At 54.2% G+C, this 14,856-nt stretch carries 12 protein-coding genes; 6 read left to right on the forward strand and 6 right to left on the reverse strand.

The window, feature by feature from the left end; translation table 11 throughout:
• Positions 1-111 precede the first annotated feature (111 nt).
• Positions 112-2,313, reverse strand: a complete 2,202-nt coding sequence (gene priA / locus E6C74_RS11745; protein WP_136485350.1) for a primosomal protein N' — start codon at positions 2,311-2,313, stop codon at positions 112-114.
• A gap of 352 nt (positions 2,314-2,665) precedes the next feature.
• Here priA and rpmE point away from each other — a divergent pair, with 352 nt between their 5' ends.
• On the forward strand, positions 2,666-2,884 hold the full coding sequence (rpmE, locus tag E6C74_RS11750) for a 50S ribosomal protein L31 (RefSeq protein ID WP_136485352.1): 219 nt from the start codon (positions 2,666-2,668) through the stop codon (positions 2,882-2,884).
• 236 nt (positions 2,885-3,120) lie between these two features.
• Positions 3,121-4,398: a malic enzyme-like NAD(P)-binding protein gene (locus E6C74_RS11755; RefSeq protein ID WP_136485354.1), complete on the forward strand. Its 1,278-nt coding sequence runs from the start codon at positions 3,121-3,123 to the stop codon at positions 4,396-4,398.
• Between the two features lie 152 nt (positions 4,399-4,550).
• Here E6C74_RS11755 and metJ read toward each other — a convergent pair whose 3' ends face one another.
• Entirely contained in the window at positions 4,551-4,868 is a 318-nt protein-coding gene (gene metJ / locus E6C74_RS11760; RefSeq protein ID WP_136485356.1) for a met regulon transcriptional regulator MetJ, read from the reverse strand.
• 328 nt (positions 4,869-5,196) lie between these two features.
• On the opposite strand from metJ, the gene E6C74_RS11765 reads away from it, so the two are divergent.
• From E6C74_RS11765 to metF, 3 genes are all read left to right on the forward strand, one after another.
• Entirely contained in the window at positions 5,197-6,363 is a 1,167-nt protein-coding gene (locus tag E6C74_RS11765) for an O-succinylhomoserine (thiol)-lyase (RefSeq protein ID WP_136485358.1), read from the forward strand.
• The gene (locus E6C74_RS11770; protein WP_136485361.1) at positions 6,363-8,774 is read left to right on the forward strand and encodes a bifunctional aspartate kinase/homoserine dehydrogenase II; all 2,412 of its coding nucleotides are present in this window, start codon (positions 6,363-6,365) and stop codon (positions 8,772-8,774) included. Before E6C74_RS11765 ends, E6C74_RS11770 begins: the two co-directional genes overlap by 1 nt.
• A 344-nt stretch (positions 8,775-9,118) precedes the next feature.
• Positions 9,119-10,012, forward strand: coding sequence for a methylenetetrahydrofolate reductase (metF, locus tag E6C74_RS11775; protein WP_136485363.1), 894 nt, complete (start codon positions 9,119-9,121; stop codon positions 10,010-10,012).
• A 90-nt stretch (positions 10,013-10,102) separates the two neighbouring features.
• Here metF and zapB read toward each other — a convergent pair whose 3' ends face one another.
• The gene (zapB, locus tag E6C74_RS11780; RefSeq protein WP_136485366.1) at positions 10,103-10,345 is read right to left on the reverse strand and encodes a cell division protein ZapB; all 243 of its coding nucleotides are present in this window, start codon (positions 10,343-10,345) and stop codon (positions 10,103-10,105) included.
• Between the two features lie 389 nt (positions 10,346-10,734).
• On the opposite strand from zapB, the gene glpX reads away from it, so the two are divergent.
• Complete coding sequence (gene glpX / locus E6C74_RS11785; RefSeq protein ID WP_136485368.1) at positions 10,735-11,742, forward strand: class II fructose-bisphosphatase; 1,008 nt, start codon at positions 10,735-10,737, stop codon at positions 11,740-11,742.
• A 100-nt stretch (positions 11,743-11,842) separates the two neighbouring features.
• Here glpX and pfkA read toward each other — a convergent pair whose 3' ends face one another.
• The 3 genes from pfkA to E6C74_RS11800 all read right to left on the reverse strand — a co-directional run bounded on the left by pfkA (position 11,843) and on the right by E6C74_RS11800 (position 14,683).
• Positions 11,843-12,805, reverse strand: coding sequence for a 6-phosphofructokinase (gene pfkA / locus E6C74_RS11790; RefSeq protein ID WP_136485370.1), 963 nt, complete (start codon positions 12,803-12,805; stop codon positions 11,843-11,845).
• A gap of 258 nt (positions 12,806-13,063) precedes the next feature.
• The gene (fieF, locus tag E6C74_RS11795) at positions 13,064-13,972 is read right to left on the reverse strand and encodes a CDF family cation-efflux transporter FieF (RefSeq protein WP_136485373.1); all 909 of its coding nucleotides are present in this window, start codon (positions 13,970-13,972) and stop codon (positions 13,064-13,066) included.
• A gap of 150 nt (positions 13,973-14,122) precedes the next feature.
• Entirely contained in the window at positions 14,123-14,683 is a 561-nt protein-coding gene (locus tag E6C74_RS11800; RefSeq protein WP_136485375.1) for a CpxP family protein, read from the reverse strand.
• Positions 14,684-14,856 lie beyond the last annotated feature (173 nt).

Genomic DNA, 14,856 nt, shown 5'->3' on the forward strand with positions numbered 1-14,856 from the left:
TGGGAAAGTTACGGTCTGATTAACAATTTTTGCATCACAAGTGTGATATTTATCACGATAAGAAGGATTTCATTTTTTTGACAATTTTACCAGCAAGCCGGATGGGGCTGCTCAGCTCAAATCCTGCGGTTCAATGTCCAGCGTCCAGCGCACTTTAGTGGCCAGCGGCAACATCTGAATCGCCGGGCGTGCGCTGGCTAACAGCTTCTGCATCACCGAACGGCTGGGCGCCTGCAACAGCAACTGCCAGCGAAATTTTCCGGCCCGTTTGGCGAGCGGTGCCGGCGTCGGCCCCAGCACCAGACAGCCCTGTTCACTGAGCGGGTGAGCTTCCAGCGTCTGGCGTACCTGACGCAGAAAATCTTCTACCTGCTGCGACTGGTTGCCTTCGGCGCGAAACAGGGTCAGAAAGGTATACGGCGGCAGTTGGGCCAGCTTGCGCTCCGCCAGTGCGGTTTCAGCAAAATGGTGGTAATCCTTGTTGAGCAGCGCCTGCAACAAGGTATGCTCTGGATGGTGGGTCTGCAGCACCACTTCGCCCGGCTTACTCGCCCGCCCGGCCCGGCCCGCCACCTGGATAAACAACTGAGCCAGACGTTCAGAGGCGCGAAAATCACTGCTGTATAATGAGCCATCCACATCCAGCAGCGCCACCAGAGTTACATCGGGGAAATGGTGGCCTTTGGCCAGCATCTGGGTGCCGATCAAAATCTGATATTCGTTATTGCGGATCGCTTGCAGCGCTGATTCCAGACTGCCTTTGCGCCGGGTACTGTCACGGTCAATCCGAATCGTCTTGTAGTCCGGAAACAGTTCCCCCAGTTGCGCCTCGAGCTGCTCGGTGCCGACCCCGACCGTGACCAAATGCGTCGAGCCACACCCCTGACACTGGTGGATCACCGGACGCTGTGAGCCGCAGTGGTGGCAGCGAATCTCGTTACTGTACTGATGGTAGGTATAATAAGCATCACACCGCTGACAATCGGCGATCCAGCCACATTCGTGACACATCAGCGCCGGAGAAAAGCCACGCCGGTTGAGGAACAGCAGCACCTGATTGCCCTGCGATAAATGGCGGCGCATTTCCGCAATCAACGGCGCGGACAAACCGCTTTCCAGATACAGGCCTTTGACATCCAGCACCCGGTTGGTGGTCGGGCGCGCCGTTCCGGCACGCTGGGTCAGATGCAGATGATGGTATTTGCCGCTCAGGGCATTATGCAGCGTTTCCAGCGCCGGGGTGGCACTGCCGAGCACAATCGGGATCTGCTCCAGATTGGCACGCATCACCGCCACATCGCGTGCGTGGTAGCGCAGGCTGTCCTGCTGTTTATACGAAGAGTCATGCTCTTCGTCGACAATGATGATGCCGAGATCGGCAAACGGGGTCAGCAGCGCGGAACGGGTACCAATCACGATACCGGCTACTTTGTCGCGCGCGGCCAGCCAGGCATTGAGACGTTCGGTTTCATTGAGACCGGAGTGAATCACCTCAACCGGCACATTAAACCGTTTACGAAAACGGTTAATGGTTTGCGGCGTCAGGCCAATTTCCGGCACCAGCACCAGCGCCTGGCGGCCTTGTGCCAGCACCGGCTTGATAAGATTAAGGTAGACTTCAGTTTTACCCGAGCCTGTTACGCCCTGCAGCAGATAACAGCCGAATGCCGGCTGATGGTTGACCGTTGCAATTGCGATGGCCTGCTCAGAGTTCAACTTGGGCTTATCGACCGCGGCTTCCGGCTCTGCCGGCCAGGGCCGGAACTGCGGACGCTGTTCACTGACTTCAATCCAGCCTTTGTTCTGCAGGGTGTTGAGTGTCGTACTCGACACTTCCTCATCCAGCATCACCTGATGAGGGACCGGGCCAGAAGCGACCAGATTCATCACCTTGGCCTGTTTAATCGCACGGCCAAAGCCCTGCATCAGCTGATCGCGCCCGGCGGCAGTAATGAGCCACTCTTTACTGCTGGCAAAATCAGCCGCTTTACCTTTACGCAGCGCTCCCGGCAGAGCATTAGCCAGGGTCTCGCCAAGTGGATGCTGATAAAACTGACTGCACCACTGCAGCAGGTGATACAGTTTATCCGGCCAGACTGGTTGGGTATCGAGCACGGCCTTGAGCGCTTTGAGCTGCTCACGCGGAAACTCGGACTCCTGCACCAGTGCAGTCACAATGCCGACCAGAGTCTGGCGCCCGAACGGCACAGAAACGCGGCCGCCGATAATCGGAAACAGGTGGCCGGGAATCAGGTAATCAAATTGCTTATCAAGCGGCACCGGCAGGGCAACGCGAGCAATAGTTGGGCGCATAACAATCCGTCAGCAATTAAGTCAGTTAAGGACGCCACAGTCTACTGGAAGACGGGCATAAATTCGACCCGCACATGGCGGGCAAAAGGCCGTATGCGGCACGCCGGCAGCAGTTCGGGCATCGGGTCTGGCCGTTGGCACCGCCAACCCGTCATGCTCTGAGCGGCTGTTTGCTATGGCTGGCTAAAATAACGCCGAAATCGGTTGATCCGGGCTAGCAGATTCATTACTATATCGCGCCTTAATGGTCCTCAGCAGTCTGCTGTGACCATGGCAATCGTATTATTAACGTTACGTGTGGTGTCCGGCTCAGACTCGGATGGCGACACGGCCCAATTTTTGAGGTTATCCCATGAAAGCTGGTATCCACCCAGAATACAAAGAAGTAAATGCAAGCTGCTCTTGCGGCAACACTTTCGTTTTCAAATCTACTCTAGGTAAAGAAGAAATGCACCTGGACGTATGTGACAAGTGCCACCCATTCTACACTGGTAAGCAACGTGTTGTTGACACTGGCGGCCGTGTTGATCGCTTCAACAAGCGTTTCGGCGCACTGTCAAGCAAGAAGTAATTTTTACTTTACGCGAAGATTTCAAAAAGGACGCTACGGCGTCCTTTTTTGATGCCTGCCATCTGCCCGTCCCCCCGCTCTACGACTAAAGTCTACCCTGATCACAAAACAGCTGGTCTTATCAGCCAAAAACTCACGCATTTTGTACGATTATACAGCACCCCTGCCTAGTCACTATTTCAGGCATCAACTAAAATGTGCGCCCCTTTTCCAAAAATAATAAGAGAACATCCCCTATGTCCGACGACAATCGTCAACAATTAAGTGCGGAAGAAGCCTTCCGCCAACGTGCTCTGGATTACCACGCGCAGCCGACCCCGGGTAAAATCGCGGTCTCGATCACCAAACCGGCTGACTCAGCCACTGATCTGGCGTTAGCTTACAGCCCGGGCGTGGCAGAGCCGGTACGTGAAATCGCTCAGAATGTCGATAACGTTTACAAATACACCGCCAAAGGCAACACAGTGGCGGTGATCTCAAACGGCACCGCAATCCTTGGCCTGGGTAACCTGGGGCCAATGGCCTCTAAACCGGTCATGGAAGGTAAAGCGCTGCTGTTCAAACGTTTTGCCGGCCTCGACTCCATTGATATTGAAGTGAAACACCGCACCATCGATGAGTTTATCGACACCGTCGCTAACATCGCTGACACCTTTGGCGGTATCAACCTGGAAGACATCAAAGCGCCGGACTGTTTTGAGATCGAGCGTCGCCTGATTGAACGTTGTGACGTGCCAGTGTTCCACGATGACCAGCACGGCACGGCGATCGTGACCGCAGCAGGCATGCTGAACGCGATTGAACTGCAAGGCAAAGAACTGTCTGAGTGTGTGATTGTCTGTCTGGGTGCGGGTGCCGCAGCGGTAGCGTGTATGGAACTGCTGATCAAATGCGGTGCGATGCGTGAGAAGATTTACATGCTCGACCGTAAAGGTGTCATCCACACCCGTCGTGACGATCTGAACCAGTACAAGCAACTGTTTGCCAACAACACCGACAAACGCACACTGGAAGATGTGATTGCCGGCGCGGATCTGTTCCTGGGTGTATCAGGCCCGAACCTGCTGTCCGCCGACGCGCTGAAGCTGATGGCTGACAAGCCTGTGGTGTTCGCCTGCTCTAATCCGGATCCGGAAATCAAACCTGAGCTGGCTCACGCGGTGCGTGACGACCTGATCATGGGCACCGGACGCAGTGACTACCCGAACCAGGTCAACAACGTGCTGTGTTTCCCGTTCATCTTCCGCGGCGCGCTGGATGTACGTGCCAGCGAAATCAATGATGAGATGAAACTGGCGGCGGTCGAAGCGATTCGTCAACTGGCGAAAGAAGAGGTGCCGGCAGCCGTACTACAAGCCGCAGGCAGTGACAGCCTGACCTACGGTCATCAGTACATTATTCCTAAGCCCATGGATCCACGCCTGCTGCCCCGCGTGGCTAAGGCAGTCGCACAAGCTGCGGTTGACTCTGGTGTCGCACGGATCGAGATGCCGCATAACTATATGCAAGATTAGTAAGCAGCATGCCGGATAAACACTCCGGTGACGGAAGCGTTGATCCTTGCGGGTTAACAATGCCCTGATGCTTAACAATGATCTGAGCGCTAACAATGCAAAAACCCTGGTCAGTAACCAGGGTTTTTTATGCTGATGCGGTGCACAGCGACTTAGTCGTCGTATGCCTCAAACTCGATACCCATCGCCGTCATCAGCGCTTTGGCCTCGGTCGGAATATCATCCGGACGGTCTTTACGCAGGTCTTCGTCGGTTGGCAGCGGCTGACCGGTATAAGCATGCAGAAACGCTTCACACAGCAGTTCACTGTTAGTGGCATGACGTAAATTATTGATCTGTCGACGAGTGCGTTCATCCGTCAGCACTTTAAGTACCTTAAGCGGAATCGAGACAGTGATCTTTTTGACCTGCTCGTTCTTCTTCCCATGTTCCGCGTACGGGCTAATATATTCGCCGTTCCAGTCTGCCATTGCGCACCTTCGTAAATTTGAATTCGAGTTGAGTTTTTCAAAGACCTCAATTTTAGCGGGATTTACTGCCATAAGCAAAGACATATAGACGTCTAGAAGTGTTGACGTCTTCTTTTTTGAGCAGTAAAGTGTGATGTTATTCACCGGAGTGAACATTTGCTTCACCGCTCACCCCGGAATTGGATTTACACATCGCCCGGAATTGTTTGAAATCCCAATAGCAGCTATGCCAATGCTTACCATTGCCCGCTCTGTAGCCCGATTCGCTCGGTGACAGAGCTCAGGGAATCAACCATTCAGGAAACACCAGACAGGAAAGGAAACGCTCATGACCAATCGCAAGCCAGCCACCATCGCGGTTCGCACCGGTATTGAATCTGACACCCAGTACCACGCCGTTGTTCCACCCATTTATCTCTCAACCAACTATGGCTTTCCTGCATTTGGTGAAGTGCCAAAATACGACTACACCCGCTCCGGCAACCCGAACCGTGGCCTGCTAGAACAAGCCCTGTCTGAACTGGAATCCGGTGCGGATGCCGTGGTCACCAACTGCGGCACATCAGCACTGAACCTGTGGGTCTCGGCATTCCTGTCGCCGGGCGAAATCATTATCGCACCACATGACTGCTATGGCGGTACTTACCGTCTGTTCAACACCCGCGCCAAGAAAGGCGATTTCAAAGTGCTGTTTGTTGACCAGTCTGACGACGCGGCAATGGCCGCAGCTTTTGCCCAGAAGCCAAAGCTGGTGCTGCTGGAAACGCCGTCTAACCCGCTGGTACGAGTGGTGGATATTGAGAAAATCTGTCAGCAGGCGCAAGCGGTCGGTGCTCTGGTAGCGGTCGACAATACCTTTTTGACCCCTGTGTACCAAAAGCCTCTGCTGCTTGGTGCCGACTTCGTGGTGCACTCGACCACTAAATACCTCAATGGTCACTCGGATGTGATTGGCGGTGTGATCATCAGTAAAGACGCCGAACACGCCACCGAGCTGGCATGGTGGGGTAACTGCATCGGCGCCACCGGCACGCCGTTTGACAGCTACATGACTTTGCGTGGCCTGCGCACCCTGGGGGCCCGTATGCGCGTGCATGAAGAGAGCTCGCAGCAAATCCTCGCTTACCTGCAAAACCAGGAGCTGGTCAAAGTGATTTACCACCCTAGCCTGCCAAATCATCCGGGTCATGACATCGCCAAGAAACAGCAGCTTGGCTTTGGTTCCATGCTGAGCTTTGAATTCGGCGGTTCATTCGAGCAGCTGAAATATTTTGTCGGTGAACTGCAGCTGTTCTCACTGGCCGAATCGCTGGGCGGCGTGGAAAGCCTGGTATGTCATCCGGCCAGCATGACTCACCGCGCGATGGGCGAAGAAGCGCTGGCCGAAGCCGGCGTCTCTCAGCAGTTGCTGCGCCTGTCGGTGGGTCTGGAAGATGCGAGCGATCTGATTGCCGACCTCGACCAGGCCTTCACCAAAGCCAAGGAGGCCTTTTAATGTCGGTTTCACGTCAGCTGCATAAATTTGGTGGTAGCAGCCTTGCGGATCCGGAATGTTATCAACGGGTCGCGCACATTCTGCGTGACTACTCTCAGGCCGACGATCTGGTGGTGGTGTCTGCCGCCGGTAAAACCACCAACCGCCTGATTGAATTTCTTGAAGCGCTCAACAAAGATGGCCGCGCCGCGCACGAAGCGCTGCAGGCCCTGCGCCAGTTCCAGGTCCAGTTGATTGAAGGTTTGCTGGAAGGCGAAGTCGCAGACCATCTGCTGACCGAGCTGAGCGGCGAGTTCGTCGCACTGGGAGAACTGACCGCACCACTGAGCAAAGCGCAGCAAGCCGCGGTTCTCGGCCACGGCGAACTCTGGTCTGCCCGCCTGCTGGCAGCGCTGCTTAACCAGCAAAAATTGCCGGCAGTGGCTCAGGACGCACGTGCGTTTCTGCGCGCCGAAACCGGCACTCAGCCGGAAGTCGATCGCGCCCGCTCTTACCCGTTACTGAAAGCAGTCCTGGCCCAGCATGCTCATCACCGGGTGATCATCACCGGCTTTATGGCCCGCAACGAGCAAGGCGAAACCGTATTGCTCGGCCGCAACGGTTCTGACTACTCAGCCACCGTGATCGGTGCCCTGGCCGATGCCGAACGCGTCACCATCTGGAGTGATGTGGCCGGCGTGTACAGCGCTGACCCGCGTCTGGTGTCGGAGGCCTGTCTGTTGCCACTGCTGCGCCTGGATGAAGCCAATGAACTGGCCCGTCTGGCCGCTCCTGTGCTGCACAGCCGCACCTTACAACCCGTCGCACAGAGCGCGATGGAGCTGCAGCTGCGTTGCAGCTACCAGCCTGAGTCGGGGTCGACCCGGATTGAACGTGTGCTGGCCTCTGGTCGCGGCGCCAAAATCATCACGTCACTCGATGAAGTGCTGCTGCTGGAACTGGCCTTTGGCCAGGGTCACGACTTTGCCCGTGCTCAGGCCGAAGTGCTGGAAAAACTCAAACGCGCTCAGCTCGAGCCGCTGGCGTTTGAGCTGCAGGCCGATCAGCACTGCCTGCGTCTGGCTTACACCACAGAGATCGCTTCCGGCGCGCTTTCCTTGCTGCAGGATGTGGCGATTGAAGCCGAGATTCGCCTCAAGGAAGGCTTCGCTCTGGTCGGCGCTGTCGGCGCAGGTGTCACCAAAAATGCCCAGCACAGCTACGGCTTTTTCCAGCAGCTGAAAAATGCGCCGGTCGAATTTATCAGCGAAGCCGAATCCGAGCTGAGCCTGGTTGCGGTACTGCGTCAGTGTGATGTGAATCCTCTGGTGACCGGTCTGCATACCCAGTTGTTCCAGGCCCAGAAACGGGTCGGACTGGCGCTGTGCGGCAAGGGCAACATCGGCTCAAGCTGGCTGAAACTGTTCGCTGAACAAAAAGACGATCTGGAAAAACGCTACGGCATGCACTTCGAGCTGGTGGCCGTGATCGACAGCCAGGCGTATCTGTTTAAACCGCAGGGTATTGATGCAGCCTCAGTACTGAGCAGCTACGCCGATGAAGCGCAGCCTAATGACGGCCATACCTGGCTTAAACAGTTGGGCGCCATCCAGGGCTTTGATGAAGTGATTGTGCTCGATGTCACCGCCAGCGCCGACGTTGCCAGCCTGTATCCGCAAATCGCCGAACAGGGCATGCACCTGATCTCTGCCAACAAAGTGGCAGGCTCGGCTGCAGGAGATTACTACTACCAGGTTAAAGATGCCTTCGCCAAGATCAGCCGTCACTGGCTATACAACGCCACAGTAGGTGCCGGCCTGCCGATTAACCACACGGTCCGTGACCTGCGTGAGAGCGGCGACGAAATCACCGCCCTGTCGGGCATTTTCTCCGGCACTCTGTCCTGGTTGTTCCAGCAGTATGACGGCAATGTGCCGTTCAGCGAACTGGTTGATCTGGCCTGGCAGCAAGGCCTGACTGAACCGGACCCACGTCATGACCTAGACGGCTCAGACGTGATGCGCAAACTGGTGATTCTGGCGCGCGAATCTGGCCTGGACATCGAACCGGACAGCGTCAAAGTCGAGTCACTGGTGCCGGCCGAACTGCAGGATTTGTCGCTGGATGATTTCCTGGATCGCAGCCAGTTGCTCAACGAGCGTCTGGCCGAGCGTCTGGCCCGCGCCCAGAAGCAGGACAAGGTGCTGCGTTACGTTGCGCGTCTGGAAAAAGACGGCAAAGCCACGGTCGGAGTCGAAGCGCTGGATAAAGAGCATCCGCTCGCCAACCTGCTGCCGTGTGACAACATCTTCGCCATCGAGAGTAAATGGTACCGCGATAATCCGCTGGTGATTCGTGGCCCGGGGGCCGGACGCGAAGTCACCGCCGGAGCGATCCAATCCGATCTCAACCGTTTGGCGGGCCAGCTGTAATCAACACTATGCTACAAACGACGGCAGCTAAAGATAGCGGCGGCTAAAAACGACGACTGATAACAAACGTACAAAGCTCGCCTGTTTGGCGAGCTTTTTTACTATTATTCTAGAGAAACATCCATCGACAGGATAAACGTCGAATATCACCGTCAGACACGTCAATGATGTGCAATTGCTGACATTATTGTTGAAATAAGCTCACGTTCAACATGAAAAAAGTTCATATTTACAATGTTGACATTAAAATGTATTCAAGACATTCTGTAGCCATATAGACGTCTAAACGTCAATTTCAATTTAGTGTTCGCGTTGTGGCCGCCGTATGCCACAAGGAGAGGAAAATGGGATACACGCACGCCAGTCATATCGATGCTCTGAATCAGAACATCGCTGATATTTCAGACATCAACGTTTCATTTGAGTTTTTCCCGCCGAGCACACCGCAAATGGAAGAGACGCTGTGGAATTCGGTTCACCGTCTGAAAACCCTGCAACCGAAATTTGTTTCGGTGACTTACGGCGCGAACTCCGGTGAACGTGACCGTACCCACTCCATCATTAAAGCGATCAAAGACCAGACCGGTCTGGTCGCGGCCCCCCACCTGACCTGTATTGATGCGTCACGTGAAGAGCTGATTCAAATTGCTGACGACTACTGGAACAACGGCATCCAGAATATCGTCGCCCTGCGTGGTGACATTCCTAAAGGCGGCGGCAAACCAGATATGTACGCGTCTGATCTGGTCGCATTGCTTAAATCCCGCCACGACTTTGATCTGTCAGTGGCCGCTTTCCCGGAAGTTCACCCGGAAGCCAAGAGCGCGCAATCTGACCTGCTTAACCTGAAACGCAAAGTCGATGCCGGTGCTAACCGTGCCATCACCCAGTTCTTCTTTGATGTCGAAAGCTACCTGCGTTTTCGTGACCGCTGCGTATCGGCCGGTATCGATGTAGAAATCGTTCCGGGTATCCTGCCGGTGTCTAACTTCAACCAGGCGCAGCGCTTCGCCGCGCAGAACAACGTCAAAGTCCCGAGCTGGATGGCAAAACAGTTTGACGGCCTGGATGATGATCCGGTGACCCGTCAGTTGGTGGGGGCCAGCCAGGCGATCGACATGATTCGTATCCTGTCGCGTGAAGGCGTGAAAGATTTCCACTTCTATACGCTAAACCGTGCCGAGATGACCTACGCCCTGTGTCATACCCTGGGTGTACGTCCGAACAGGCAAAAATAATCGGTGATTGGCCTGTCGGACCGCAGGCAAACCCAACCTGCAAAAACGCCGACCATCTGGTCGGCGTTTTTTTGATTCTTCAGGTCGTCGTTATTCAACGTCGTCCATTTTACCCAGCAGGCTGCGGATACGCTCTTGCCATGCTGCGTGTTCCTGTTGAACTTGCTGCGCACGCTGCTCCAGCGCTTCACGCTCGGCTTTCAGCTCAGAAGCTTCAGTGCTCAGCTTCTGTTTTTCTTCTTTCAGTTCTTCAACTTCCATTTGCAGCAGGGCGATTGTATCAACCGCAGTTTGAATTTTCGCTTCTAATTGTTCTAGCACTTCAAAAGACATGGTACTTACCTTTTTCTTGATTCGGTCGAGGTGACAGTCACTTCAGTTATCTTTCCATTCTACTCAGCCAAGCGCAGAGAAACACTCACTATATTCGATATTTTGCGCCATTCGCTTAAAAAAACAGCGTAAATTGACCTGGCGTTAACTTTACCAGCGGTTAACAAACATCCAGCCGCAGAAATCGTCTTATTGACGCCGATTTTGATCCAGGCTAAACCGTGCACAAATCAAAACCCGAACCTTGCACGCCGAATATGCTAAACTTCGCGCAACTTTCCCCCTCTGGCTGACATGCCGCCGCATACGGCACGCTCACATGCGGTCAACACTGCATGATGGCAGCGCAGGACGCGAGAGGATAACGATTTTTCAGGTTTGGAGTGAGCATGAAACGCGATTTAGCAATGGCTTTTTCACGGGTGACGGAAGGCGCAGCCCTGGCAGGCTACAAATGGCTCGGCCGTGGCAATAAAAACGCCGCTGACGGTGCCGCAGTAGAAGTGATGCGGACCTTATTAAATAAAACCGACATCCGTGGTGAAATCGTCATCGGTGAAGGCGAAATCGATGAAGCGCCGATGCTGTACATTGGTGAACACGTCGGTTTGGGCGGCGATGAAGTCGATATCGCCGTCGACCCGATTGAAGGCACCCGTATGACGGCAATGGGCCAGTCCAATGCGCTGGCAGTGCTGGCTGCCGGTGAACGTGGCAGCTTCCTCAAGGCGCCGGATATGTACATGGAGAAACTGGTGGTGGGTCCGGGCGCGAAAGGCTGTATTGACCTCGACAAACCATTGCAGGAAAACCTGGAGAATATCGCCGCGGCGCTGCATAAACCGCTCAGCAACCTGACGGTCATCACCCTGGCCAAACCACGTCACGATAACATTATCGCTGAGATGCAAAACCTCGGCGTACGCGTTTTTGCGGTGCCGGATGGCGATGTGGCAGCCTCCATTCTGACCTGTATGCCTGACAGCGAAGTGGACGTGATGTATTGCATCGGCGGCGCGCCGGAAGGTGTGGTGTCGGCTGCGGTTATCCGCGCGCTGGACGGTGATATGCAAGGCCGTCTGCTGCCACGCCATAAAGTCAAAGGCGACAGTGACGACAACCGTATCTGGGGCGCTAAAGAGCTGGAGCGTTGCCGGGAAATGGGCGTTGAGGCTGAAGTGATCCTCAAGCTGGAAGATATGGCGCGCAGTGACAATGTGATTTTCTCCGCCACCGGTATTACTAAAGGTGATCTGCTGGAAGGCATTACCCGCCAGGGTAATATTGCCACCACCGAGACTCTGCTTATTCGTGGCCGCTGTCGTACCATTCGCCGCATCAAGTCGATCCACTATCTGGAGCGTAAAGATCCGGAAGTGCGTGAAGCGATTCTGTAAGCGCGCAGTGTGAATGGCCGCTATCGCTGATAAGGATAGCGGCCATAACAAAAAAGACCGCCGCAGCGGTCTTTTTCAGTTGTGACACTCAGCAGCCGACTTAGAACAGCTCTTCAGCGACTTTGTACAGGTCGGTACGCACCGGACGCTTCATGTTTTCAATCGCGTCGATGATGTCGTGGTGAACCAGCTGCTCTTTCTGGATACCGACACAGCGGCCGCCGTAGCCTTCCATCAGCAGGTGCACCGCGTAGTTACCCATGCGCGATGCCAGTACACGGTCAAACGCTGTTGGTTTACCGCCGCGCTGAATGTGACCAAGAATCGTAGCGCGGGTTTCGCGGCCAGTCGCTTTCTCAATCTCTTGCGCCAGTTGGTTGGCGTCCATCATCAGCTCAGTCAGTGCGATAATCGCGTGTTTCTTGCCTTTCTTGATGCCATCCTGGATGTTAGAGATCAACTGCTCCATGTCCAGGCCGGTTTCCGGTGTGATGATGTACTCACAACCACCCGCCACTGCTGACATCAGGGTCAGGTCACCACAATGACGACCCATGATCTCCACGATAGAGATCCGCTGGTGTGACGATGAAGTGTCACGCAAACGGTCAATCGAATCGATCACTGTGTTGAGTGCAGTCAGGTAACCAATGGTGTAATCCGTGCCTGCGATATCATTATCGATAGTGCCTGGCAGACCGATACATGGGTAACCCATTTCAGTCAGTTTCTTCGCACCCATGTACGAACCGTCACCACCGATCACAACCAGTGCATCAATGCCGTGTTTTTTCAGGTTTTCGATCGCTTTTTCACGCACTTCGACTTCACGAAACTGTGGAAAACGTGCCGAGCCCAGGAAGGTACCACCGCGGTTGATGACATCAGATACGCTGGAGCGATCCAGCTGCTTGATGCGATCTTCGTACAGGCCCTGATAGCCGTCGTAGATACCATACACTTCCAGGCCTGCGCCCAAGGCAGTACGAACCACGCCGCGAATTGCAGCATTCATGCCCGGGGCGTCGCCGCCACTTGTCAAAATACCGATCTTCTTAATCATGCTCACCCTCGATTTTTGGGAACTTAATATAATTTTTCTATACCGCCCGCTAACGACATTCAGGCGGCAAAAGCATTGTTATCTGTGCGTTATGTTACATTTCCTAAATAGGAATACTACAGTTATTGCGCGATTTTCTGTAACTTTTTTACTTATGTAAGAGTATTACAGTTTTAGCCATTCCGGTTGTTGATTCACATCAGGATCCGGTTTCTTTCATGAACTGAGAAAAGATAGTCAAGATCGCTGGTATTTGCCTTACCAGCCCTGAAATTTTTGCTTCCTTTCCACTCCGAATACCACGGAGTAAGGGTCCTGGTGAATCAGCACATCGGCGCCCGGAAATGCCTTACGCAGCTTCGCTTCAACAATATCGGAAATACGGTGCGCTTCAATCAGAGGAATATTGTCATCGAGTTCCAGATGCAACTGGATAAATCTTACAGGTCCGGACATACGGGTACGCAGCTGATGCACCCCCATCACCCCTTCCACCGATAATGAAATAGTGCGGATCTGAACCAGTTCTTCATCCGGGAGTTTATGATCAAGCAGAGTATGTACCGCGTGGTAAGCCATCCGGTAAGCGCTGTATAAAATGTAGATGCCGATGCCGACTGCAAATAGCGCATCGGCCTGCTTGATCCCAAACCAGCTCAGCCCCAGCGCAACCATGATCGCCGCATTCATCAGTAAATCGGACTGGTAATGCAGTGAATCAGCCGCAATCGCCTGGCTGCCGGTTTTGGCCACCACCGCCCGCTGAAACATCACCAGGGCGGCCGTGACAAGCATGGCAAACGCACTGACATAAATACCGTATTCCGGAGACTGCAGTTCATGCGGGCGGAAAAAGCGGTCGATCCCGTTCAGAATCAGAAAACAGGCTGAACCGGAAATAAACATTGCCTGAGCCAGGGCGGCCAGTGATTCAGCTTTCCCGTGCCCGAAGGTGTGCTCCCGGTCAGCGGGCTGCAACGAATAGCGCACCACCACCAGGTTGACCACTGACGCCGCGATGTCGAGCAGCGAATCAATCAGAGAAGCCAGCAGGCTGACCGAACCGGTCACCCACCAGGCGGCAATTTTACAAATAAGCAGCAGTGTCGCGACCGCAGTGGCCGTCCACGCCGCGGTGGTGACAAGTCGGGCGTATTCCTGTTTCATATTAGGTTACCAAATCAAAACAATGGCTTAATTATACCCACATCGTGCTTGAATGTGAGTAAAAGATCATCACCCTCTGGCCGCAGGAATGGGCTGTAAGCCACAACGAAAACAGGCAGCCGAAGCTGCCTGTGGTTTCTTTCAGTGTGATTATTGCGCCGCTTCTGAGGCTGGCTGTTTACCTTGCTGGCCTTTGTCACCTCGATAACCATGCTCACCTTTCGCGCCTGGATGTCCACCACGCGGCCCCTCTTTCCAGCACTGCGTCATGCGCTCTTGTTGCAGTGACTCAAACTGGCTTTTCTGTTCCGCAGTCAGGACATTAAGCATCTGATGACGCTTCTCCATCATACGCACCCGGTGCTCGACTTGTTTTTCCGCCATCTGTTTGGCCAGTGCAGTCGCCGCAGCTTTATCAAAATTTGGCGCCAGCATTAATGCGCGCTCTTGCTGATGCAGCGCCTGCATCTCTTCTTTCATGCCTGAACGCGGCTGCTTTTTCATCTCAGCACGGCCTTGCTCGCGCAGACTGCGCAGTTGCTCTTGTTGCGCATCGCTCAGGTTCAGTTGCTTAAACAGAGCCCGTTCAGCGCCGGGGCCACAGTCACGCTGATGCGGTGCTTTATCTCCACCCGCAGCCAATACGCTGGTGGCGCCTAGTGTGGCTGGTAAAATCAATGCGGCAAGCATCCATTTTTTTACGTTTTTCATCCTCGTATCCTCTCAGGTTTGACATTTGCTTACAGGCTGCTTTCGCAACGCTTGAGGTTAGAATACAAACTGCCAGGTAAAGTGACGTTTAGAGTGCGTAAATCTACGTAAAGAGTGCAATCGGCGCTGATTCAGCGCACTATTTCGCAGTAAACTACATTCATCAACGCGGT

The sequence above is a fragment of the Vibrio sp. H11 genome (genome assembly GCF_004804295.1).
GTDB lineage: Bacteria > Pseudomonadota > Gammaproteobacteria > Enterobacterales > Vibrionaceae > Vibrio > Vibrio ostreae.

Coding starts and splice junctions, on each gene's coding strand:
- priA (WP_136485350.1), bottom strand. CDS start 2,313: ATGCGCCCAACTATTGCTCGCGTTGCCCTGCCGGTGCCGCTTGATAAG.
- rpmE (WP_136485352.1), top strand. CDS start 2,666: ATGAAAGCTGGTATCCACCCAGAATACAAAGAAGTAAATGCAAGCTGC.
- E6C74_RS11755 (WP_136485354.1), top strand. CDS start 3,121: ATGTCCGACGACAATCGTCAACAATTAAGTGCGGAAGAAGCCTTCCGC.
- metJ (WP_136485356.1), bottom strand. CDS start 4,868: ATGGCAGACTGGAACGGCGAATATATTAGCCCGTACGCGGAACATGGG.
- E6C74_RS11765 (WP_136485358.1), top strand. CDS start 5,197: ATGACCAATCGCAAGCCAGCCACCATCGCGGTTCGCACCGGTATTGAA.
- E6C74_RS11770 (WP_136485361.1), top strand. CDS start 6,363: ATGTCGGTTTCACGTCAGCTGCATAAATTTGGTGGTAGCAGCCTTGCG.
- metF (WP_136485363.1), top strand. CDS start 9,119: ATGGGATACACGCACGCCAGTCATATCGATGCTCTGAATCAGAACATC.
- zapB (WP_136485366.1), bottom strand. CDS start 10,345: ATGTCTTTTGAAGTGCTAGAACAATTAGAAGCGAAAATTCAAACTGCG.
- glpX (WP_136485368.1), top strand. CDS start 10,735: ATGAAACGCGATTTAGCAATGGCTTTTTCACGGGTGACGGAAGGCGCA.
- pfkA (WP_136485370.1), bottom strand. CDS start 12,805: ATGATTAAGAAGATCGGTATTTTGACAAGTGGCGGCGACGCCCCGGGC.
- fieF (WP_136485373.1), bottom strand. CDS start 13,972: ATGAAACAGGAATACGCCCGACTTGTCACCACCGCGGCGTGGACGGCC.
- E6C74_RS11800 (WP_136485375.1), bottom strand. CDS start 14,683: ATGAAAAACGTAAAAAAATGGATGCTTGCCGCATTGATTTTACCAGCC.